The sequence below is a fragment of the Enterococcus sp. 4E1_DIV0656 genome (assembly GCF_002140695.1).
In the GTDB taxonomy this organism is placed as follows: Bacteria; Bacillota; Bacilli; order Lactobacillales; family Enterococcaceae; genus Enterococcus_D; species Enterococcus_D entomosocium.
This window is the reverse complement of record NZ_NGLF01000003.1, coordinates 88160-110023: the sequence shown is the minus strand read 5'-3', so window position 1 is coordinate 110023 and position 21864 is coordinate 88160. Positions and strand designations below refer to the sequence as shown.

The 21864-nt window shown below is 34.7% G+C and carries 28 protein-coding genes; 2 read left to right on the top strand and 26 right to left on the bottom strand.

The annotated features are described in order from the left end of the window. Window positions 1-248: 248 nt before the first annotated feature. The 8 genes from A5882_RS18105 to A5882_RS19640 all read right to left on the bottom strand — a co-directional run bounded on the left by A5882_RS18105 (window position 249) and on the right by A5882_RS19640 (window position 5953). Complete coding sequence (locus A5882_RS18105; protein WP_139843258.1) at window positions 249-572, bottom strand: hypothetical protein; 324 nt, start codon at window positions 570-572, stop codon at window positions 249-251. A 96-nt stretch (window positions 573-668) separates the two neighbouring features. Further along, the gene (locus tag A5882_RS18100; RefSeq protein WP_086373336.1) at window positions 669-1076 is read right to left on the bottom strand and encodes a hypothetical protein; all 408 of its coding nucleotides are present in this window, start codon (window positions 1074-1076) and stop codon (window positions 669-671) included. Continuing rightward, window positions 1039-3093 (bottom strand): ATP-dependent helicase, encoded by a 2055-nt coding sequence (locus A5882_RS18095; RefSeq protein ID WP_086373335.1) that lies wholly within the window; start codon window positions 3091-3093, stop codon window positions 1039-1041. The genes A5882_RS18100 and A5882_RS18095 overlap by 38 nt, the downstream gene beginning before the upstream one ends. 11 nt (window positions 3094-3104) lie before the next feature. Next, entirely contained in the window at window positions 3105-3848 is a 744-nt protein-coding gene (locus tag A5882_RS18090) for a hypothetical protein (RefSeq protein ID WP_086373334.1), read from the bottom strand. Between the two features lie 218 nt (window positions 3849-4066). Beyond that, window positions 4067-4462, bottom strand: a complete 396-nt coding sequence (locus tag A5882_RS18085) for a hypothetical protein (protein WP_086373333.1) — start codon at window positions 4460-4462, stop codon at window positions 4067-4069. Window positions 4463-4520: 58 nt separating this feature from the next. Further along, entirely contained in the window at window positions 4521-4883 is a 363-nt protein-coding gene (locus A5882_RS18080) for a hypothetical protein (RefSeq protein ID WP_086373332.1), read from the bottom strand. 51 nt (window positions 4884-4934) lie between these two features. Continuing rightward, complete coding sequence (locus tag A5882_RS18075) at window positions 4935-5489, bottom strand: hypothetical protein (protein WP_086373331.1); 555 nt, start codon at window positions 5487-5489, stop codon at window positions 4935-4937. 2 nt (window positions 5490-5491) lie between these two features. Next, on the bottom strand, window positions 5492-5953 hold the full coding sequence (locus tag A5882_RS19640) for a hypothetical protein (RefSeq protein ID WP_139843257.1): 462 nt from the start codon (window positions 5951-5953) through the stop codon (window positions 5492-5494). Between the two features lie 49 nt (window positions 5954-6002). On the opposite strand from A5882_RS19640, the gene A5882_RS18065 reads away from it, so the two are divergent. After that, window positions 6003-6338: a hypothetical protein gene (locus A5882_RS18065; RefSeq protein ID WP_086373329.1), complete on the top strand. Its 336-nt coding sequence runs from the start codon at window positions 6003-6005 to the stop codon at window positions 6336-6338. Here A5882_RS18065 and A5882_RS18060 read toward each other — a convergent pair. From A5882_RS18060 to A5882_RS18025, 8 genes are all read right to left on the bottom strand, one after another. Beyond that, window positions 6328-6807 (bottom strand): hypothetical protein, encoded by a 480-nt coding sequence (locus A5882_RS18060; RefSeq protein ID WP_086373328.1) that lies wholly within the window; start codon window positions 6805-6807, stop codon window positions 6328-6330. The genes A5882_RS18065 and A5882_RS18060 overlap by 11 nt on opposite strands. Before the next feature lie 16 nt (window positions 6808-6823). After that, window positions 6824-7684, bottom strand: coding sequence for a thymidylate synthase (locus A5882_RS18055; RefSeq protein ID WP_254908546.1), 861 nt, complete (start codon window positions 7682-7684; stop codon window positions 6824-6826). Then, on the bottom strand, window positions 7659-8756 hold the full coding sequence (locus tag A5882_RS18050) for a hypothetical protein (RefSeq protein WP_176462055.1): 1098 nt from the start codon (window positions 8754-8756) through the stop codon (window positions 7659-7661). The genes A5882_RS18055 and A5882_RS18050 overlap by 26 nt, the downstream gene beginning before the upstream one ends. Continuing rightward, window positions 8749-9081 carry a hypothetical protein gene (locus tag A5882_RS18045; RefSeq protein WP_086373326.1) on the bottom strand — a complete coding sequence of 111 codons (333 nt, stop codon included), beginning with the start codon at window positions 9079-9081 and terminating at the stop codon, window positions 8749-8751. The genes A5882_RS18050 and A5882_RS18045 overlap by 8 nt, the downstream gene beginning before the upstream one ends. Window positions 9082-9129: 48 nt before the next feature. Beyond that, window positions 9130-9756 (bottom strand): single-stranded DNA-binding protein, encoded by a 627-nt coding sequence (locus A5882_RS18040; protein ID WP_176462054.1) that lies wholly within the window; start codon window positions 9754-9756, stop codon window positions 9130-9132. 80 nt (window positions 9757-9836) lie between these two features. Continuing rightward, window positions 9837-10811 (bottom strand): hypothetical protein, encoded by a 975-nt coding sequence (locus A5882_RS18035; RefSeq protein WP_086373324.1) that lies wholly within the window; start codon window positions 10809-10811, stop codon window positions 9837-9839. A 36-nt stretch (window positions 10812-10847) separates the two neighbouring features. Continuing rightward, window positions 10848-11834, bottom strand: a complete 987-nt coding sequence (locus tag A5882_RS18030; protein ID WP_086373323.1) for a hypothetical protein — start codon at window positions 11832-11834, stop codon at window positions 10848-10850. Between the two features lie 34 nt (window positions 11835-11868). Then, a complete protein-coding gene (locus A5882_RS18025; protein ID WP_086373322.1) occupies window positions 11869-12855 on the bottom strand; it encodes a hypothetical protein in 987 nt (328 codons plus the stop codon). Between the two features lie 313 nt (window positions 12856-13168). Between A5882_RS18025 and A5882_RS18020 the strand changes: the two genes are divergently transcribed. After that, on the top strand, window positions 13169-14002 hold the full coding sequence (locus A5882_RS18020) for a site-specific integrase (protein ID WP_176462053.1): 834 nt from the start codon (window positions 13169-13171) through the stop codon (window positions 14000-14002). Window positions 14003-14073: 71 nt separating this feature from the next. On the opposite strand, the gene A5882_RS19915 is transcribed toward A5882_RS18020, so the two are convergent. The 10 genes from A5882_RS19915 to A5882_RS17975 form a co-directional block, all read right to left on the bottom strand. Next, window positions 14074-14232, bottom strand: coding sequence for a hypothetical protein (locus A5882_RS19915; protein ID WP_176462052.1), 159 nt, complete (start codon window positions 14230-14232; stop codon window positions 14074-14076). 131 nt (window positions 14233-14363) lie between these two features. After that, the gene (locus A5882_RS18015; RefSeq protein WP_086373320.1) at window positions 14364-15119 is read right to left on the bottom strand and encodes a nicotinamide mononucleotide transporter; all 756 of its coding nucleotides are present in this window, start codon (window positions 15117-15119) and stop codon (window positions 14364-14366) included. Beyond that, window positions 15120-16502 carry a multifunctional transcriptional regulator/nicotinamide-nucleotide adenylyltransferase/ribosylnicotinamide kinase NadR gene (gene nadR / locus A5882_RS18010; RefSeq protein WP_086373319.1) on the bottom strand — a complete coding sequence of 461 codons (1383 nt, stop codon included), beginning with the start codon at window positions 16500-16502 and terminating at the stop codon, window positions 15120-15122. A gap of 24 nt (window positions 16503-16526) precedes the next feature. Next, entirely contained in the window at window positions 16527-17051 is a 525-nt protein-coding gene (locus A5882_RS18005; protein ID WP_086373318.1) for an NUDIX hydrolase, read from the bottom strand. Further along, complete coding sequence (locus A5882_RS18000) at window positions 17052-17795, bottom strand: metallophosphoesterase family protein (protein ID WP_086373317.1); 744 nt, start codon at window positions 17793-17795, stop codon at window positions 17052-17054. 7 nt (window positions 17796-17802) lie between these two features. Continuing rightward, entirely contained in the window at window positions 17803-18600 is a 798-nt protein-coding gene (locus tag A5882_RS17995; RefSeq protein ID WP_086373316.1) for a hypothetical protein, read from the bottom strand. A 96-nt stretch (window positions 18601-18696) separates the two neighbouring features. Beyond that, complete coding sequence (locus A5882_RS17990) at window positions 18697-20037, bottom strand: hypothetical protein (RefSeq protein ID WP_086373315.1); 1341 nt, start codon at window positions 20035-20037, stop codon at window positions 18697-18699. Window positions 20038-20049: 12 nt separating this feature from the next. After that, a complete protein-coding gene (locus tag A5882_RS17985) occupies window positions 20050-20433 on the bottom strand; it encodes a hypothetical protein (protein WP_086373314.1) in 384 nt (127 codons plus the stop codon). 10 nt (window positions 20434-20443) lie between these two features. Further along, a complete protein-coding gene (locus A5882_RS17980) occupies window positions 20444-20818 on the bottom strand; it encodes an SLOG family protein (protein ID WP_086373313.1) in 375 nt (124 codons plus the stop codon). Window positions 20819-20908: 90 nt separating this feature from the next. Then, a complete protein-coding gene (locus tag A5882_RS17975; protein WP_086373312.1) occupies window positions 20909-21859 on the bottom strand; it encodes an HD domain-containing protein in 951 nt (316 codons plus the stop codon). Window positions 21860-21864 lie beyond the last annotated feature (5 nt).

Below are 21864 nucleotides of genomic sequence, written 5' to 3'. Positions count from 1 at the left end.
CTTGACGGAAGTAAATGAAAATTGTGATTGTGCGTACACTAGAAACAACCTAGTAAATATCATATAAAATATGATAACTAGCTATAGGGGAATCAAACCCCTACATTTTCAGCCTATCAAGGTAGCTAAAGGATAAAAAAGAGTTGTAAATATTTCAGTTTTTGGTCGAAACTAAAGGGTTTAGAAATGAAATCCCTTAGATGCAGGGTTTGAAAGAACTAATTTGCATTAAAGTTACTGTAACTTTTTTATTGTAAAGTTATAGTAGCATTCGTATTGGGTGTATCTGTGGCCAAGATTACTTCTCCGCCGAGCATGTCTTCAATAAAATTAGTTAGATTATCAACAATATACATGCCGTTTCTTCCAACTAACCTACCTCTTACAGCCTCTTCTCTAACTCTTGAAGCAATTATTGGTTCAGGAATATCAACACCCATTCTTCGTGCAGTTTCCATAATCATTCTGACTTGAGGTTGACTTTGACAGACAATTCTGGCGCCAGTTTCATTTGAACGCTTGATTGATTCCATTGTCTTCCCACTTCTTCTGTTTGCAAATAGATAGTCCATTTCTTTAGCTCCCAACATTTAAGTACTTCTTATCTCTATTAATACTTAAATCTCACACAATAGGAAAGTAAACCCCTAATTCGAAAATTATTTAAATTATTTTTCGATAATCCATTTTCCCATTGCTTTTGCTTGCATAGAAATATATTTTTGTACTTCAGAGATAGCTTTCTCGTCGTTCTCAATATCATTCTCAAAAATTAGTTGAACCAGTGATAAATTTTTGCTTTTAATAATTGCCCATAAATTAAGATAGAAAACAATATCTTCATCGAGAAGTAATGCATCTGGGTTTTCTTCTTTTTGGACTTCAGCGGCGTAGATACTATCTGCAATTTCTCCAACTAGTATCATAAACATATTTATTTTGTACGATTCCAGACACATCTGCATCGGTGAATACAAAGTGACCATTTTCTGAAGGATATCCATCTGTTCTCTGGAATACAAATCAAACTCCTGAATCTCAATTGGTGTGGATTGTTCTTGCTGAACTTTGTTCATTCGTTGCTACCCCTGCTTTCCACCCTAATATTTTTAAATGACTTTTAGGTAATTCTGATAGAAATCGACTCGGTTTTTGCTCAGTGAGTACGTTTCCGCTAAAGTATCGATTCTGATTGTATGAAACAAACAAAATATCTTTTGCTCTTGTCATCGCTACATACATTCCTCGACGTTCTTCTTCGATATCTTCTTCTGTTTCACTCCTCCTAGACGGAAAAACTCCTTCTTCAAGTCCAACTACAAAAACTATAGGCCACTCTAAGCCCTTAGACGAGTGAACAGTGGTAAGCCTTACTTTGTTGTCTTCAGAGTCATCATCAGAATTAGTATCGCCATCTACCTCGAATAAAGCTGTGCCAGCGATAAATCTTGTTAAAGAATCTTTGTATTCCAACTTGTCAAAATCATCAGAATCCATTTGTCGTTGCAATTCAACGTCGAAGCTCAAAGCGATTTTTGAAATCTCAGCAAGGTTATCGATTCTTGTCTCATCTTCTACCTTACTCGGGTCAAATTGGTCTAAGAAATTGGTTTTTCTTATTATCATGTTTACAAGATAGTGAACCGATTGATTCGGCGATGCAAAAATAAATTCTCTGCACTCCTGGATAGTATCCAACAAACTCGCAATAGCTTCCTTAGTTGTCTTTCTTATACCTTTGATATCATTTAAATGCCGCATGGTAGCATATAAGGACAACTCATTTTCTAATGCATACATCTTAATCTTATCCAGTGTTCCTTCACCAACTCCTCGTTTAGGTACATTAACGATTCTAGCTAGTGCAATATCATCGGTAGGGTTTTGAATAATTCTCAAGTAAGCAGCAATATCCTTAACTTCCTTCCGGTCATAAAAAGAAGTTCCGTTTTGAACATCAAAAGGTATACCCAAACTTGTTAAGGCCAACTCAATCTGGCGAGATAGCCACCCAGCTCTGTAGATTATTGAGAAGTCTTTATAGGAGTATTGTCCACTTGCAACGAATCCTTGTATGGCTTCACATATAAAATCTGCTTCTTTAGTTTCATCTGGGGAGACATATGCATAAATCGGGTGGCCTTTCTCTCTTTCAGAGTAAGCGACCTTCTCAAGTTGGTTAATATTATGGGATACTAAGGAATTACTGGCCTGCACAATTGTTTGAGTGCTTCGATAATTACGTTCTAATAACAATGTTTGTATCTCAGGCTCAATATTTTTTATATCAATCATATTATTGACGTTTGCTCCACGGAACTTATATAAGCTTTGTAAATCATCGCCAATTAACATATAGTTTTCAAAATGACTGGTTAAATAAAACATCAATTCAAACTGTACATTATTTAAATCCTGACATTCATCTACTAAAAAGTATTTAATTCTTCTAGACCACGTATTTAATACTTCTTCATCGGTTTTCAATAATTTCAACGTTAGAGAAAGCATATCGTTATAATCGACGTATCCAGCATTGTACTTGTACATGATATATTCTTGATAAGCCAATATATAATCCTTGTTTTCTTCTGGAGAATTTTTTAAATCATCAGGAGAAATATTATTATTAGCCCAATAATTTAACTTACTCTGACAAGCTTTAATACTGTCATCATCTGTAATTCCAAACATAAAGCAGAAATCTTTAATCTTTGCTGAAGAATCATCTTCAGTCAAAATCGTCATAGTCTCTTGATTTAAAAGACCATGACGATAAAGTACTTGCTGATTTGACAGTAATATTCGCATACATAAACTATGAAATGTACCTATTTTTACATCTAGGGCCGGGGACCCAATAACGTCTAACACCCGGTCTTTTATTTCCCTGCTTGCTTTCTTCGTAAAACTTACTGCAGTGATTTGCCAGGCAGGAACACCTAAGTGAATCAAGTAGGCAATTCTTCTGGTCAAAGTATGCGTCTTCCCAGAACCTGCACCAGCTAAAACAATAGCTTTACCATCCACAAACGTTGCAACTTCTCTTTGTTTGTCATTCAGTCCATCCAAAATTGCTGAGGTACTGTCCATAACAATTCCTCCTATACAACAATTGATTTTGCTAGTTTTTTCATTTGATAGCGTGTTAAGAAATCTTCTCCTCCCGATGGGGTTTGAACACGCCAAACAATTTCTTCTCTAAACCTTCTATTTGTTGCTTCCAATAATTTGAAACCATTGCAGTATGTTCCAATAGCTTGTTCTTGTTTTGTTTTTTGATATCTAGATGCATAAAATGAAGAAACATCTGGTCTCATATCGTATACGAATCCGCTATTTTGCGGCTTTTCAACTTCTTCTTTGATTTTATGGGAAGAGATGCATCCGCAGTTACGGTTGTAACCGTTAAGATGACGAGTAGTTAACTGAACATAACTTTTACAGGCTCCGCAATAACAATTCCAAACACGACTTCTGGCATGTGAATACGGTGTAACATTTAAAACCTCAATTTCCCCAAAAGATTTGCCCTGCAAATTTACATAAGGTGCTTTCTTAGATATAGTCATGGGTTTACCACCCGTATCTATAGGTCTAAACTCAATCTTTGTTAAGTCAATTACTTGAGTATCGTAAAATTCTGTAAATTTATCGGGATTACAAAATGGACAAGTCTGAGCAAATCCTTCAGAAACAAAATGGGCTTCTTCTTTCTCAAAATCTTGATTGCATTTCGTGCAGCGACAATTCCAATAACTTTTTTCTACTTCCTCATGAGAAAAACTCATAACCAACAATGCTCCACGTTTCGTTCCGACTAGATTGCTTTTCACTTTATTCATCATTTTTTTCTCTCCCTCGTCTATCTACGAGAAGCATGATAAACCCGTTAAAGAGTCTGAGTCTAGCCTGAAAATTATTAAACTTTTCTCACGAAGAAAAACCCCCAACCACCAACGGGTTGAGGGATTATTTATGTAAGTCAATTCCTAAAATTCTAAAATTGTTCTATCTCAATCTAATCTAAATTCTTATCCTTCTCATTAAACTTCCGAGTTGACAATTAATTCTTTCGAAGAAATTTATTCCATCTCTCTATTCGAATTTTTTGTTTAAAAGTTTGTTCCAGGAACTTGATTTGTTGAGAATCGAGCTTTTTTTCTTCAAATTCACTCAATCTAATAGAAATCAACATTTTTCTTCTATAATTTGCACTCATAAGAAAACCGTATACGTAGAAAGCAAAACCGATATAAAAAGATATGGTTAGAAAAGATGATGTTGTAAACTGTATAAAGACTTCATTTATCATAACTAAAATAGTCATTAATGTCATGAATATTGCTCCGATAAGTTGAGGAATAAAATATTTCCCTGGTCTTATAAACGCAATTTTGATTGATAAATAAACGAGTAAAACTATCAATAGTATAAATATAAATAACTGCATCAATGACATAAAAAAGCCTCCTAGAATTGTATATTAAGCATACCATAGGAGGCTTTTTCACTCAAATTTATGAAATTATGAATCCATAAGCTTCATTAATTTCATCTGTCACGGTAGCGATTAGTCGACTGATGATTTCTTCATTTGAGAAATTCATCATTTCCAGCGGATTTACATCCCATGCGTTTTGAGGGTAAACTTCACCGTCATCGTCTTTTTCAGAAACGTATGATTCAAAGGACAAGGCTCTTTGGTCAACTCCAGATGAAGCAAAGCTTCTTGCATAGATACCAAATTCAAATTTTCTATTAGAATCTTTATGAACCATTGTTCCCGTTAAGATGTCGTCGCCATCCATGAATGTTTCTGCATTGAAGTTTCTACTTCTGGCTTCATTTAAACAATCTAAGTTAATGGTTATATCAAACATGCCATCACCCTTCCTTTTTAAATACATCCACCACGATGGGGGTACCCCCTCCTAAAAACTACTATAACTAGAAGCTTTATTGGATTCTTTTAAGCCATTACTTATTGAGTAGTTAAGCATCTTATTGTAGGCCACATCAAGTGTGATGAAATCATCAGAAACCTCTTTTACCGTTTCTTCTGTTACATCAAATCTAATGGCTAATAACTTGATATACAGAGGCGTAAACCCTTCGTTGATAGTGAAGAAGTAGCCATCATCACAGTAATGAATATTGAGTTCCTCTTCTTTTAGTATAGAGAAAAAGTCTTCCCATTGTTCAATATAGATATACATCTCTCTATATACATCCATCTTCTTCTCATAAGACAAGTCTTTGTCTGCGACATGAAAGAATCTCGAAATATTGTCAACAATTGAAGCATTCTCTTCAGTTATTGTAGCGTACTCAATATATTTAGTATGATAGGCGCTCATTTTCACTAAAACATCTGAAAGCTCTTTTTCATAAGGGTTCTCATACTTTGATTCTTTTCTCCTATCACGCTTAATTTCTTCTTTGTCTTTTTTAAACCAATCAAAGATGTACTGAATGAAACCGGACATTATTAATCCTCCAATAAATCTCCATTTAGATAAATCTTATTGTTAATCAATTCGATTTTGTCATGAGCAGAGATTTTTTCATATTGATTTTTTGTAACTAAAATTCTTTTTTCTTCATCTTTTATTTTGATGGTAATCCAGTATGTATCAACCTCTGGATTTTGTACGGCGGAAATATCGACTTCTGTGTCATCAGCTGCAGCTATTTGTTCTGCGGTTAAGGTGCTTTGGAAAATATATTCAGGAACCACAGAATGGTAAACACTATGATAGAGATAAGGATTATAATAATAATGGTTTACACTTTCATATCGATTTAATAAGCTTCTGTCATAAATATAAATATTAGAATATGAAGAAAGGGAACGAGCAGCTGACGAGTAAGAAGAAGACTTTCTCGATACCTGGCTTTTACTGCTTGAAAATCCTTTGTTACTGTTTGATATTGTTTTTCTAGAAGACATACTATTCTTTGAACTTCTTACTGTTGATGAACTATTGGGATGAGTTCTTGTGGCGGGACTATTTTTACTAGATGAATGGCTGCTCTTTGAAGAATTTCTTGAATTCATACTATTTCTAGAAGCACTCTTAGAAGAAGTTGAAGCCCTAGAACGACTGGTAATGGAACTTCGGCTTCTACTTGATACAGAACTACGTGAGCGACTTCCTACAGAGCTTTTTGAGCTGCTTCTTGAAGAAGAACGAGAAGAAGAATGGGAGGAGGAGTGTGAAGAACTCCGAGCCTCTACCACGCTCTCAGTTGAAACTATGAAGACAGTAGTGAAAGTTAAAAACGCTAAAAATAATGTGAAATATTTAAAGGCTTTCTTTCTCATTACTCTTTAGTCCCTTCTTGAGTCGTCTTGTCAGTTACTTCTCCAGATACTGTACCTTCAATATATCGAGCATACGGTTGGCGATATACATGGACGGAATAGGAATCATCTTTTTCTTTAACTAACATTTTGGCTTCAGCATTTGGGTCAGTTAAAATATGTTCATAAAGGTTAACCGAATCACGGTACTCAATTGTTATAGATTTTTCCTCTTTGCCATCCAAATATCCGATTACAAAATACGGATTGCTTTCTGAAGTCACTTTAGATTCAATATCATAATAAGCAAGAGGAAAAGATGAATAGCTTGCACCCTTTTTCTTACTTTTTTCTGCATTCTCACTCTTGAAGACTTTCTCAATTTTTGAAGAATCTACTTTATTTTGAACCGGTTCTGCACCTTCAGAGCAGCCTGCTAATAAAAATCCCAGAATTAATCCAGATGTCATTAATACGATAGTTTTCATTGTTTTTTTCATAATTATATTCTTTCCCCTATTCTGCTAATTCGAATTTTAAATTTGGTTTGACGGGCTCATAGTTTTCCAACTTGAAGTCCGACGCTTGAATCTTGTAAAAATCTGTACCATCTGGAACGTCCAGATAAAATCTGGGTTCACTCTGTTGTCCCTGACGTCCCAATAGTATCTGGGCATTATCCAAATGCCGTTCGTAAATGTGAACATTTTGTATAAACTGAGTAAATTTACCAACTTTATAAGACAGATGCTTTGCAAAAGCTAACTGTAATGAATGATATTGGAGCGCATTTATGTGACCTGCTACAAGGTAATCAGAACTTCTTTGAATAAGTGTGCAGTCGAGAACCAGCTCCCCTTCTTCTCTTCGAACTGACCACAATGTTTCGTAAGCACATGGACTTAAAGCTCCAGGTTCTGATAGGTCTTTTTCTTGCCACATATTCATAATGTGTCTTCTACCAAAAGGATTCTCTTTTAAACCTTGTAATAATTTATCAACCATTTCATACCGATTGATAGTCGCACCATACCGTTGGCCAATAGTTCCGTCAGCCATCTTCCAATTCTCCCACCAATTAACACCTCGGGCTTCTAGTACAGATAAGTCAGAAGTCTGGTCTTGGTAAATCCATAAAAGTTCTTCGTTAGAACTCTTGAATGCGATAGGACGTAGAGAGGTAATTGGAACCTCTCCTTTGTCTGTATCAAAAGTAATCATTTCCTGAGTGATAAAAATACTATTTGCAGAGGTTTTGTCAGAAGCCCACACGGTCCGAGGATTTTCGTCCAAGTGGCCTTCATTTAAAATCTTAGCAATCAATTGTTTGAATTTAGCATCAACATGACGTTCATTCTTCTCTAGCATAGTCGTCATCAGGACTTATCTCCTCTTCTTCAGCCTCAATAGTAAAGTTATCCAGCAGATTTTGTAAAAAGTTAAAAATATCAGGATTTTCTTGAAGAGCAGCAATCATTTTGGCTTTACCGTTAAATTTCAAGTCGATGCCATTTACATTGAATACTTCACCAGTTTCCGGGTCGATAACAGATAACCAAGAAGTCCCTTGAATAATACCGGCAAGTTTGCACAGGTCAATTATTTCTTTTTCTACTGAATATCCAACCGTATAGTATAAATCCGTAGTCGCAACTTTTTTAGGTGCATCAGACTTATTCTTAACCATCTGTACCTTCATTTGATGACCAATAACCTCATCACCGTTTTTGATGTCTTCTCCACGAGTAATCTTAATTCTCAACCAAGAGTAAAATTTCAAAGCTCTACCACCAGGTGTTGTTTCTGGATTTCCGTACATAACACCAACTTTTTCACGAATCTGATTGATAAAAATAATCGAAGTTCCGTATTGCCGAATACTTCCATTTAATTTCGTACAAGCTTGAGACATTAATCTAGCTACTAACCCCATTGTTTGCTGGCTCATTGAACTTTCTTCTACCTTTGATGGTGTCAAAGCTGGAACTGAATCAACAACAGCTAGTGCAACATCCCCGGTACGAATTAACCCATCAAGAATATCTATGGCGTGTTCTGCTGTATCCGGGTCAATATAAACCAATTCTGTTAAATCCACTCCATATTGGGCAGCTAGTTCTTTATCGAACCCGCCTTCGGCATCGACAAAAATACACGACTTTGGTTCGTACCCTTCTTCATGTTCGGCTCGTTCTCTTTCGATTCTTTGACGTGTAGCAATAGCAATGATAGAAAAGGTAGATTTACCTGCAGATTCAGGACCATAAATTTCAATAATTTTCCCTTCAGGAATACCACCGTTATTTGATGAAACAGCCAAATCAATCATTTTACTGCCAGTAGAATAATGAACGGTGTGTCTCATTCCTTTTTCGGCGATATCAGTATGGGACCTAGAAAACTCCTTGTTTGCTTTTTTGATAATTTGAAGCATTTTAGCACTAGGCATTCTCATTCTCCTTTTCTATGAAGTCCATTACAGTTCGCAAGGACTTTAGCAGGTCATCTGTTTCAATCTCCTCGTCGACTGTTTTTGGAATAGTGTTCTCTATTTTTTTCTTTATAGCAGTTAGTACATTCAATAGTGAAGAATGCTCTGTGTTAGTTTCATTGACGAATGTTTTTCTTGCTTTTTCCATCTCGTCAACAATCATTTCAGCAATATTATCTTTTGTAGTGTATGGCAATAACGTATAGTAGAAATGAAATAGGTGTTGCATTAATGAAGCGTGGACTTCTTCTTTCACTTGCTCCACAGTGACATTAGTTTTCATAATAGTTCTCCTAAAAAGAGAGGGGGCTAGCCCCTCTATCTATTTCTATTAAAATGGAAGGTCATCATCGGCAATATTAACTGAATTTCCAAAACCATCATTTGACCGAGAAAAGTCCGGCTGCCCAAGATTATTCCCGAATCCACCAAAACCTCCAGGATTGTTATTAGGGAAGCCTGCATTAGATTGTTGATTCTGGGTTTGACCAAATCCAGTGTTTTGATTAAATCCACCATTATTCTGATTCTGATTATTTTGTTGGTAGCTGCCATTTTGATTTTGTTGATTTGAGGACTGGAATCGCCCTGATTGATTGTTGCTGCTATTATTATTTTGATTGTTTCCACTAGCACTTTCGAGTAGCACAACTTGATTAACTTTCAAGATTTTTCGAGAACGTTTTTCTTTTGTTTGTGAATCTTCCCAAGAGCTTGTTTGAGGTTCCCCGATTAATTGAACCAAGCTACCCTTTTTGCAATACTTAGATAATGTTTGTGCATGACCGTTCGTTGCGGAGAAATCATAAAAATCAGATACCGATTCACCGTTTCTTTTCCCGCTTAGTCGATAAGCAATCGAATTATCGACGACATCAAATTGGTTGTCCCCATTCCCTCTCTTATTTAACACGATGTCTTTTGTAATTCTTCCTGTAATCATTAGTAATCCATTCATTTCTTTACTCTCCTTCATTAGTGTTTTAATTAAATTCCCGTTTGTATTGGGATATAAAATTCAGGTTTGATGCTTTGCTATTAGTTGATAGCATAAATCTTTGGCCTTAGAATCCATTGAATAGGCTTTTCTTTATAATTTACAGGAACGATAACAGCCAAAAAGCCAAAGTCGTTTCTTGTACTTAAACCATCTAAAGACCTCAAGCTATTCAAAAACAAGGAGCCATAGTTAAATGCTACTAAGAATGATTCTTCGTAGATAGATTTGGAAACTCCTTTAATGGTTTTTCCTTTTGACTGTAAAAAACTTTCCATGTCATTACTTATTGGATGGCAATCTAGACAATGATGAATATTAGAAGAATAACTGCGATAATCTAATCTTTTTCTTTCAGCTAGAATTTCCATTATTTCTTCTTCCATATCTTGTTTTAATTGGATTTGGGTCGCCCCATAGGTGAAATTTACAGAGTTAAATACCCTTTGTACAACTCCAATAAGTTTATGGGTCGTACTTTCATAGGTAATCGATTCCTTATGTGCATTTCCTTTTAAAGAGACAGGTAAGTTATCAATCATTGCTTTTTGTTTAAGTGTATTATTCGTCTTAAAAGATTCTCTGCGAATATTCAAAATTTGAGCCTTCTCGTAAAGGGACTGAGATTTTGTTTCAATTCCATTACTTCTGGCACGTCGACTTCCTATCCATGAAATAATAGTTCTTTCTGTCGTACTGAAGTTATCAATTAAAAATTGGGCAAATACAGAATTTTTAACATACAGAAATTTACCCAATTCCAGGGATGAACAAACCAATAAAACATCCATTGATTGCTTGATTGAATCAAATTGATTTAGATTGACTTCCTCGAAAATACCAAGTTGAACGGCACGACGAGTATGATAATGTTCATTTATTACATAAAACGTTTTAAGAAAATCGTAGAGATTCTTGTTCATGAAATACACTCCGTCATATTTTCGTATATGATGGACCGTCAGTACTTCTATATCAAAGGTGGAATTTATTTTCGCTTGAACGACCATTGCCATTTCTTTTTACTCCTCTCTTGACTCTTTTGCATTCTGTTATGCTAATGCAACTACCTCAGGCAATAATACCCACTTGTTTGGCTTAGAGGGGATATTATAGGGCATTGCCAGATAATATTTCCCGGAAATGATTTTAATTGTAATAGAGTTATGTTTCTCAAATGAAAATACAAAAAGTGACCCATAATAGTTAAATAAATCGAGTCTTTCTAAATAATAAGCAGTCTTGACGCTTTCAACCGGCACATGTAATTTATTTAAGTGTTCTTCCAGCTTTTCATCTACTGGATAAAATGCTAGATACTTTTTGATAGCATTTTGATACTCTTCTTTAGACTCGGTTAATGCTACCTTGATATAGTCCATGAAGCATTCATTATAGGATTGGGAGGACTCTACAATCAGCCTATTCTTCTTTACAGTAGGGAAAGATGAGTAACTTAGAGTTGCAATTCCTACAAGTACGGGACTATCGAAGCGAAAATTGCTTCCGCTTTGATAGTTATTCTTTTTATATTTATGAGGAAGAGAACGATATAATCTACGAAACCTAGGACTTGAATATTGAAGATTCGAAGAATTTTCTATAGTTCTGATATTTAGTTTCTCTACTTTTTTTAGTATTTGTTTCGAGTTAGCAAAATCGCCTGCTTCCCTACTCCGTCTGTTCTTAATTCTTGAAAGGGATGTTACTTCAAATTTTGTGAGATTTTCAATTATAAATGCAGCTACTTCCTCATCCTTAACATATTTAAATTTCTGATTACTTTGACTCGTAAGAATAAGTAACGGATTAATAGACGTTTTTAAAGACTCTAATTCTAAAAAATTAGCTTCCTCAAAAAAATAATCATTGAAAGATGTATTTAAATGGTTTTCTGAATCACGAAAATGGTGTTTGTCCATGTAATCAGCCAGTAAATTGTTCATATGATAGACCCCATCTGAGAGTCGGATATAATAATAAGTTTCAACATCAATATTAAACGTAGAATTCGTAACTGCTTGTTTTATTAAAGCCACTATTCACTACCTGCCTTTCCGATTTTTTGTATAATTACGCCAGGGCAAAGACTTCTGGGAGAAGGTTCCATTTATCTGGTTTTGACTGACCATTAAATGGCAATGCCATGATAGAGTTATGACGAAAGTCTTTTAAAGTTATATTTTTCTTCTGGTCAAACGCACTAATGAATAATGACCCATAACGTTGATAAGTTTTATAGTCTTCGACATAATAAGAGGAATGTTTATTTTCTATTGAAAAGTCATGCATCTTCAAATAATCTTCCAATTTACTATCAACGGGATAATTAGTTAAGTACTCATTCTTCTCTCTCTCATATCTCTCTGTGTAATCTGAAATTTTTGATTTAAGGGTCCTTAAAAGTTGCTTGATTAAATCTTTTTCTAAATGAATTCTCGTAACATTTCGATATATATTTGGTAGATTAGAGAACTGACTAATCTCAACACCAACAAGAATTGACTTATCACAATATGATGAGCTATAATTCGAAAGCTTATTCTTCTGATAACGATAGGGCAAAGCAGCATTGACTGTTTTCAAAGAAAAGCTATCTAATGATAATGAACGTTTGTAATTTTTAATTTTGATATCTAAGCACTTTGCTTTCAAAAGTGATTCTTTGGAAATAATTGAATCACCAGTATTTCTAGCTCGTCTGTTTTCAACTCTTGCAAATGAGGTTACTTCGGATTTAGAGAAGTGCTCGATAATAAAATTAGCGACTTCTCCATTGATTGCATATCTAAAATATCCTGGACGCAGACTTGATGTTATCAGCAATGGTTCAATGGATTTTTTTAGAGTTTCCAAATCCGAAAATAAAGCTTCTCCAAATAATTTTTCTGAAATGCATGTTTCTCTACCAGTATCAGTACGAACGTAATAATGAGATGATATAAATTGATGAATGCGATTATTCATATGGTATATACCGTCTGAAAGTTTAATGTTGTAATAAGTTGAGACATCAATATCAAATGTAGAATTAACAATTGCTTGCTTTACCATAGCCATATCTGTTCATCCTTTCTATAAATGTTTAGTAGGCATGTTGATGCTTTTTTTACTTGCTTTAAGGGGATACCCCCTCTTTTAGAATCGAACTTATCTCTTTTACACCACTTTTTAGAACTTCCTTTTGACTTTGAGTCATTATGATGTTCAATCTTTTAAAAAAAGATTATAGTTCAATGTCTTGCTGCTCCTATTAAGATAGTTAAACTGTTCATTCGTACCTAAATTGTTTGCAAAAAAAAATTAATTTGATAAACTATAACTAGTTACTGTAACTTTTTTCTTGCCTAAATTATGAAGGATGGTGTGCTATATGGCTTACCCTTATCAAAATGGATTTACCCAATCCTTAATCCGAAGGAATCTTGCACCTATAACAATTGAAAATTACCACCAAGTATTAGAAGACTTTTATAACTACGAAATGAATTTCAACTTAAACTATCAAAGAACATTGGATTTACAAGATATTGTTGAAAATGATGTTAAAGCATATTTAGAGATGATTGTTAAAGAAAGACAGTACAGCAATGAGACTTACAATAAATATTTATCATTTTTAAACAACTATTTTAGATTTCTATTTGTTGAGAAAATTATTGATACCTTGCCAACCATCCGACTTAAAGGATTAAAACGAGAAGATAATCTTGACTTCACAGATACGAGATGGTTGTATGATTTACCAATCATTTTGCAAAACAAAGAAATTCACTATTATACAAAACTAAGCCTAATATTCCTAGCTCGCGGTTTTACTGTACAAGAGATGCTTACAGATGGTTTTTATCAGATTTTAAACAATCTTGAGTTAACGACTTATGAAACTGAGTTCTTTATAAAATTCGATAAATTTATTACTCCTATACAAAGGATTCAAAAAAGTCCTGATTTATTTTTAAAAATACGTATTTCTCCAAATGACCCATTGATGACTGACAAGCATCTTTATAAGTATCTCAAACGAGATTCGTTAAAACTTGGCTTTGATATTCATCCTCGGAATCTTCATCAAAGTTTTTTGATTCACTTTCTCCATGAAAATGAATCTAACACTGAAGCAAAGTTAACTGATGATGAACTTTTGGATTTACTACGTCTAGACCCTTCTAGTTTGGCTTATTACAAAAAGATAGCATTCTCTTGATGCATAATCTTATCTCTATATATTTTGTTTATTCCCCATCAATAGAACAGTCAATACGAAATACATTTTTTTTAGAAACTTTGTAATTGGAATTTTTCTTGATAAAAAGCCAGTTTTTCATCCGACAAGTCGGTCAGACACATTGTTTCTTCTTCTAATCCCTGCAAGTCACCAATACATTGCAAATAAAGCAATTGACTTAACAATTTTTTTCTTATTTCTTGAGACACTTTTACACTCTTCTTTCTCTTTATTTTACCCCACATATTCTGTGGGTTTTTTTGTTTCTTTCTCAGCCTTAGTGAGAGATATCATATAAATAGAGTCCTCCTAAGAGAACTCTACACATTTAGACCAATTTCTAATAAGATACTTCTTGGTTAATCATATTTTTTTCTCGTCGACTGGATTCATACCAATTTCTGATTGAAGTGATGCAATTTACTTCATAAATAACGTCTCGAATTGCGAACCAAATATTACCAGAAGTTAAGTCTAGTAAGAACCAGAAGAAGTTTGAAGAAAACCATCCCCACCATGAAATATCGATTCCCATAATCATTGTGAATTGAGATAGTACCCCTAAAAGATAAGCAATAATATTACCCCAGTATCTAATATCTCCCAAAGTGGTACCATCTGACACAAAACCTAATTGCGGAGCAAAGTGAATTAAAATGAACAGTCCAACAGCGCCCGAAAACAATACAAACCAAGCCCACCATTTATCTAGTTTAGAAATTTTGTATTTATTATCTTCGTCTCGATTATTTTTATTAGCAGCTTTTATCAACCCTATAATATGAGTTCCCCCATAATAGAAACCCGCAAAAGCAAGTCCTGTATTACCAAAGCTAAAGTTTATTAAAACTTCCCCGACATTAGATAATAATCCCAAGACATTACCTGTGATAGGCCATCTATCTCCTAATGTCACAACGCATGGTACACCTAAACAATAGGCTGTTATAAAAAAACCAATTTGGTTGGGTTTAGAAAAATCAGTGATGAAAAAGCCAATAATCAACCCTAATATAATCAGTGAAAGCATATAATGCTTTCGATACTTTCCGTTACTTAAAGAAATACTGTCAAAACCATTCATAAATGTGGTCATTTAATATCCTGCTTTCTTGATATCTACTGCGAAAGGCAATAAATTTTCATTGTGTTTTTTGATTTCACTTTCGGTAAAAACGAATTCGTTAGAAGAAGATAAAAAAGCCTTCTTATCAACTTGAACAATATCAAATCTGCCTCCTATCATTTTTTTCAAAACAATTAGTGAAGAGGATTCGTTCGAAATTCCTCTGTTAATTATTACGTTAAATTGTCGTTCAGATAATGAGTAGTCGTAGCTACTATCTGTCTTTGGTTCCGAAGAAAATCTATGTTCCATCTTATTAACCAAATGTTGTAATTGTCCTATAGAGTATTTCTCATTGATGTAGGCAGAAATCACTGCTTTACATATTTCATATCGATGCAAGTAACTAGAAGTCTTAATTTCAACATAAGAAATATTGTTGGACTGATAGATTTGCTTAAGAGTATTTTGAAAAGCAATCCGACCTTCATCGTTTCCAATTAACCGTTGGCCATCATCGACCCATTTAGTCGAGTTATCTAATAGAATAGTTAAATCGAAACGGTCGTTATCAATCTTCTCTTGAACTGAAGGATGCTCACGACCTTCATAAGCTAAACAAAATGCTTGAGTAGCAACATATCCTGTATCTGAAATAACAAACTTATTAGCATTTCTTCGTGCGAACCGAATATCCTGGTAATGCTGGTTAGCAATAATGGCATAATCATCGTACTGTAGAGCCGCCTCATCACCACCCAACTCAGCTTCGCAATAGGTTCTTCCATATTCCCAAACTGTAGTTGTTCCAAAAAAGTTTCCCAATTTATCTACAATAATCGTTTTCCCAGAGCTTTCTCCTCCTGCAATTTCAATAGTAGGTGCAATAGCCTCACGAGAAGCACGAGGAAGAAACTCCCAGTATTTTGCTGGGTCCTTTCGTATCTCAGTTGCAGAGATATTCATATCTGTCCGGTATTGGTCTAAGACTAAAACCTCGCATCCAAAATACTTTTGATAGCCATCAACATCTGAAGGTTCATTAATAAAAATACTTAACTCTGAGAAGTTAGTGAAATCCTTAGGTGTTCTTCTTGAGCTTAGAACAGAATTTTTAACTAGCTCTGCCCATTGTTCCCATCCATTGGGATAACTTGGGACATTAGTCTCGTCAATTAAAATAGGCTGAATCATTGGCTGCATTTGAAATGTTTTTTGAACTATTCTTAATTTGTCCCGAGCTGTCAAAGGTCTTTTCAAATTTGATTGCTCAAAGAGTTTTTCACTTTGAATATCCGAATGACTTACAATTACAAATAAATGGTCCACTAAACTGCTAGCTTTTTGAATCATATTTATATGTCCTTTGTGTAATGGATAAAACTTGCCAATGCACATTCCATACTTTTCCATATATTACTCTCCTGTTCCTGTATTTTATTTCAACATTTTGAGTGAATCTGAAATAATCTGTGCATGGTCAAAAGCAAAACTATTAAATCCGAAAACAAAATAGTCTTTGTCGCCGGACAGTAAAAATTCCAATTCAAAGTCTTTAAGTTTATACCAAAAGGCTTCAGAAGCATCATCCATAGCAATTACTTCAGGAAAGTCTTCTACTACAGTCGAAAAAGCAATCGAAATCGTCCATCCACGTGGGTCTCTTCCCTTGTCTCCATATACGCCCACTAATTGACTATTTAAAGATTCAAGACCTGTTTCTTCTTTAAGTTCTCGAGCCGCTGCTCTTTGAAGATTCTCGTATGGATTCACGAATCCTCCTGGCAAGGCCAGCATATTTTTAAAAGGATGGCCTTTTCTTCTTATCACCAAGACATGAATCTCGTCGCTTCTATTAAAAACGACATTGTCTACTGTAACTGATGGCATTGGGTAGTTAGGTAAATCCTGATTTTTGTACCATTCGAGCCACTCTAAATAAGGCAAATCATTTTCATTCATTTAATATTCCTTCTCTCTTCCTATCCATACATTCAATTGATTAGACAATACTGCTCCTCCATCAATATAAAAGATAGAGTCTCCTATACCAACGGAGTATTCGAAGATATCATTAGATTTATCCTTGGTAAAGGAACTGACTGGAGTATGTCCTACAACAAGAACCTTACCCGTATTATTGACTTCTCTAAATGATGGCCTTTGCCAAATCATCCGAAACTTATTGGATTCTCTCCAATCCTCTAAATCAAAATCTACTCCAGCGTGCACAAAAATAAAATTGGAGCTTTCAAAGTAATAATCTAGAGATTGAAGGAATGCTAATTCTGATTGAAATCTTTGTTGTATATAATCTCTTATTTCATTTGTAACAACTGAATAATCCTTTTTCAAATAGATGTTGTTCTCAAAATATGAAATGTCCTCAAAATATTCGTGCTCAGATAAAAAACTCTTAACGGTATTTAGATTCCAGTCATTTTCCAGTCCGAGGGTATCGCCTTCAAAAATAAAATCAAGAAACATCTTATCGTGGTTCCCCATTAAAGTAATAACTTGTTTAGGAAAATTAGATTTGAGAGACATAATATATTGTAAAACTCCTAATGAGTTAGGACCCCTATCAACATAATCTCCGACTAATACAAGAGTATTTTCCGGTTTTGATAAGTCGACAGTTTTAATTGCCTCTTCAAGCAAATCTAGCCGTCCGTGAACATCTGAAATTGCATAATAGTTTTTCATAAGCTATCTACCCCATTAAATACGTCTGCATAGATTTGTCTAAATCCGATTTCAAGTCAGAACCAATTCCGTAGTCTTTGATAGATTCGTTTTGCTCAACTAATGCTTCGATTCTAGTTGTATAGAATCCAAATAAGTTCTCTTGGGATTCGCCCATGTTAATAAAGTCTAGTTCTACAGCATGAACACTTTCTCGATTAAGCTGCTCATTTAACGAAGTAAATACTTCGATTCTAGAACTTTCTGAAATCCAAGTTCGGTTATGCATGCTATTCGCATCAATAACAGGTTCTTCGTTGCGCCAACCAACCAGCAAAAAGGCTACAATTGGATTCATAATAACCTTCTCAACGTCAACCATTTTATCTTCATCAAAAACCATCAGGTTTGATTCCAGGGTTGGTGTTTTTTGCATGTCAATATAACAATTTTTCGCAGGATTGTAGATATATAGTTCTTCGTCAATGACCGTATCTTCTACTGTTATCTCAGAAAAGTGTTCTAATACATGGTCAAAAACCTTTGTAGATAAATGACAAATATCTCCATCTTCATCTGTCCAAATAATACCTAGCTCTAGTTCAATGAATCTGAAGAACATTGAATCATAGTTTAATACATTACTGCCTTTTGCTTCTGCTGTATTCGTAATTACAGATACACGTTCACCTTTCCAATCCCCAGCAATAAGATTAATTAAGAAATTGGTCTCTTTATTTTTAATCAAGTGTGTTTCCAGACTACTACCGGAAAGATGAAAAAATTGCTTTTTATCATAATTCACTACTAAATACTGCAATGTCATATGTAACTCCTCCTTCGTTTTTTAGAAATTATTTTCTTTCAATCAAAAAGTCCAGTAAAAAATAAAAAAAAGGGGAGTCAAACCTCCCCATAGTAATTAAATAATCTTGAGACCTTTTGATTCTGCTACTTCAAAAATATCAGCTGCAGTAATCTCGTGAATTCCTGGAGCTTCTGCTTCTAATTGGTAAAATTCTTCCAACTTAGCGGGATTGTTTACAGAATCTGCATCACTGAAAAATGAAAAACTATCTAAAATTACTACTTCTGGAGTAGCTACTAGTTCGCCTGTAGTCACGTTAATCGCACGAATGTTTTCAATTACACTTTTAAGGCCATCTTTTTCAATTCGATAATCCATGTATCGGACTTTTTGATTATTTTGTACTGTGGTGACTTGTGCTAAAAATTCAGATAAAGGCACATCCATTAAAACATCATTCAGAATACGGCCATTGACTACGGTTAAATCACGTGAAAGATTTTGCTCGCTTACTTTGCTTAGAAAGTCTTCGATACTTGTTGCGTAAACGGTAGTAGCAGCTTCGCTATGAGGAGACATTAACACTGCAGAAACGATGCGTTTTAAACTAGTATTTTTAACTTCGACAGGTAAAGAAATATAGTATTCCAATGTTTTATATAAAGATGAAAATAGATTTTGTGTTAAACCATTTTTACTACTATAATTAATAGTCCATTGGTCCTTTTCACTATCAAAAATATAAAAGAGTGGTGTATCATCTTCACTTGAACCAAAAATTTTAATAATAGATTCTTCAGATTCGAATTCATTATTCTCCCCAATTGTTTCAAAGACGACATGTAATCCATATGCTTCTAATAACATTTTTAGCTCTTGAGGATTCCGTTGAATTAAGCGAACAAAGAAGTTTGGAAGTAACTTTGCTTGGTCCGTAATTTCACTACAGCTATAAGTCCCATTATTTAGCGCTGTGATATTTTGCCCATATCCATTAGTCCCTAAATACATAACTGCTTGATGCGCATGTAGAGAAGTTCCTTCTGTTACAACAAACGCAGATAGAGTATTCGATGTTTCTCCCCCCTCTGGTACAGAGGAACCTGGTTCTGCTTCTGTATGAACAATAATTCCTTGTTCAGCAGCCAAAGCGGCGTAATTGTATCCCAAAGCAACTGCTAATTCTGGAGTTACTTCTACCCCTGCTACTCGTGGATGAACGACTGCAGTAACCTGAGATTCAGGGGTTAAAGAAGTAGCTGGCATCACACCTGGTGTAACAATGCTTGTATCAGGAATAGCTTGAACCGAAGCTAACCCTTGATTGAAAGCTACCTCTAATGGATTAGGACTTACCGGCATTTGATTTGAACTATTTGAAACAGCTCCTTGTGCGGCCATTTGCAATAATGTTTCCTCGATTGGTTGTGCTACATTCAATTGATTGTTTTCCATAATTTTCTCTCCTTAAATTGTTATCAATTTATTTATTTCATTTTCTTCTGACCTAGTAATATAATTTCTTAATCCCTCTTCCTCAGGGACAAATTTGGTTTCCCCAATGAAAAGCAGGGAATCATCTTTTTGTATTCTTTCAAGGATAATGTTTATTAAATTAATAACCTCTTCAGAATCATAACTCTGATATACTCCAACAAAAGACAAAGTGAAATAATCATCATCATCAACAATGTGGAAGCTGTACTTGTCGTGATAAGGTGTCCACTCATCCTCAGCCACCACGATGACATGATTAACTTCCAATAAACCTTTAATCTGTGATTTAACTGAATCAGAATTCGAATGATATGTTTTGTAATTTAACCCAACTGTAAAATCAATAAACTTCATACTTCCCTCCTCACTTTCTTCCAGAAATGTCTACAATACGAACCTTCAATCCACCAGCCTTTGCTAAATTGACCATAGATTGTGTGCCCCTACTTTGTTTGTCCCAAAACGCTACTAATGCATCAGCATACTTGCTCATTTCTGCATTGCGCATTGGTCCAGCTGCATTTCCAAAAGTGCCCCATTTTGCAGGAAAGCAAGTAAGCAGTAGATTATTTTCTTTCGCATATCTTTCACCTAAAGAATCTACTCCCTTTGCATTGCCAGAGACGATTTCAATGGCTTCCTTGTTTTTAACGTTACGTAAAAAGAAATCCAAAGATTCTTTGACAACTTTGTAATCAGTAAAATCCCTATTTCCAGCGACTATCAATTTAAAAACCACTAAATCCTTCTCCTTTCCTGTTAATGATTTGCTTTTAGTGAGATGGGCGTATGCCCCTCCTGAATCGAAGGAGCATTCCCTGTACCTCAATTAGAATGTTGCTTTTGTTAAGTGCAAGTAGTCATCTCCAAAAACACTATTTATTACTGGAGTGTCGTCACTTTCCTGAACCTTTTCATCTAGATTAGTTAACTGAGCCTCAAAGCTATCGATGTAGTGAATTAATAAAGCCATTGGTGTTCTAGGACGCTCTTCAAAATGCCCATGGTGTTGTAGAATGATGGCAATCAATTGATAGAACCATTCTTCACTATAGGTATCAACGATTTGAGTTTTCACTTCAGTGACTAATTCTGCCCCCAAAAAGCGATGAGAAACGAAGCTGTTTGCCATATATTGACCGTTATACATTTCTAAAGTCTTTCCAATATCATGGACTAGTAAACCAATATAAAACAAATCAATTTGGTCTTGCGTTTTAAATAAATTTGGATGCTGACCTTCAATTACAGAGCCAATATTTATCATCTTTGCAGTATGGGCTAGCAGACCATGACGTACATTATCATGATGAGATTTCGCAGAGAACTCTTCTAAGAACCGTTTAAATAGCCCTTCTTTTGAGGTTAAAATCATATTCAGAACTGCATGAGCCTTTTCAGAAGTCTTGGTATGAATCAGACTATTGACATCACTCCATATTTCAGTTGCATTGTATGGTGTTTGTAAAAAAATTGAAGAATCAATTGTAATCTCGGTATTCATCTTATCGATTACAACTTGGAAGTTGTCATTATAAATGTTTGTATTCCCAGCTACTTCTCCTACCAATTCTTTCACTTGATACATATCCTGCATTTTTAATGAAAGTGTTTCGTCCCAGCAATTGAAAGTATATTTATTTCCATAGGTATCCATCAGAATCCCGGTTGCATACTTACTCCGTTTACCAGAGCGCACCGCTAAATCTATGATTTTAACTACATCAATAATGGGTTCCCCGTTTTTACCTTTAACCTCTCGTATTTCCTTTGGTGACATATTTA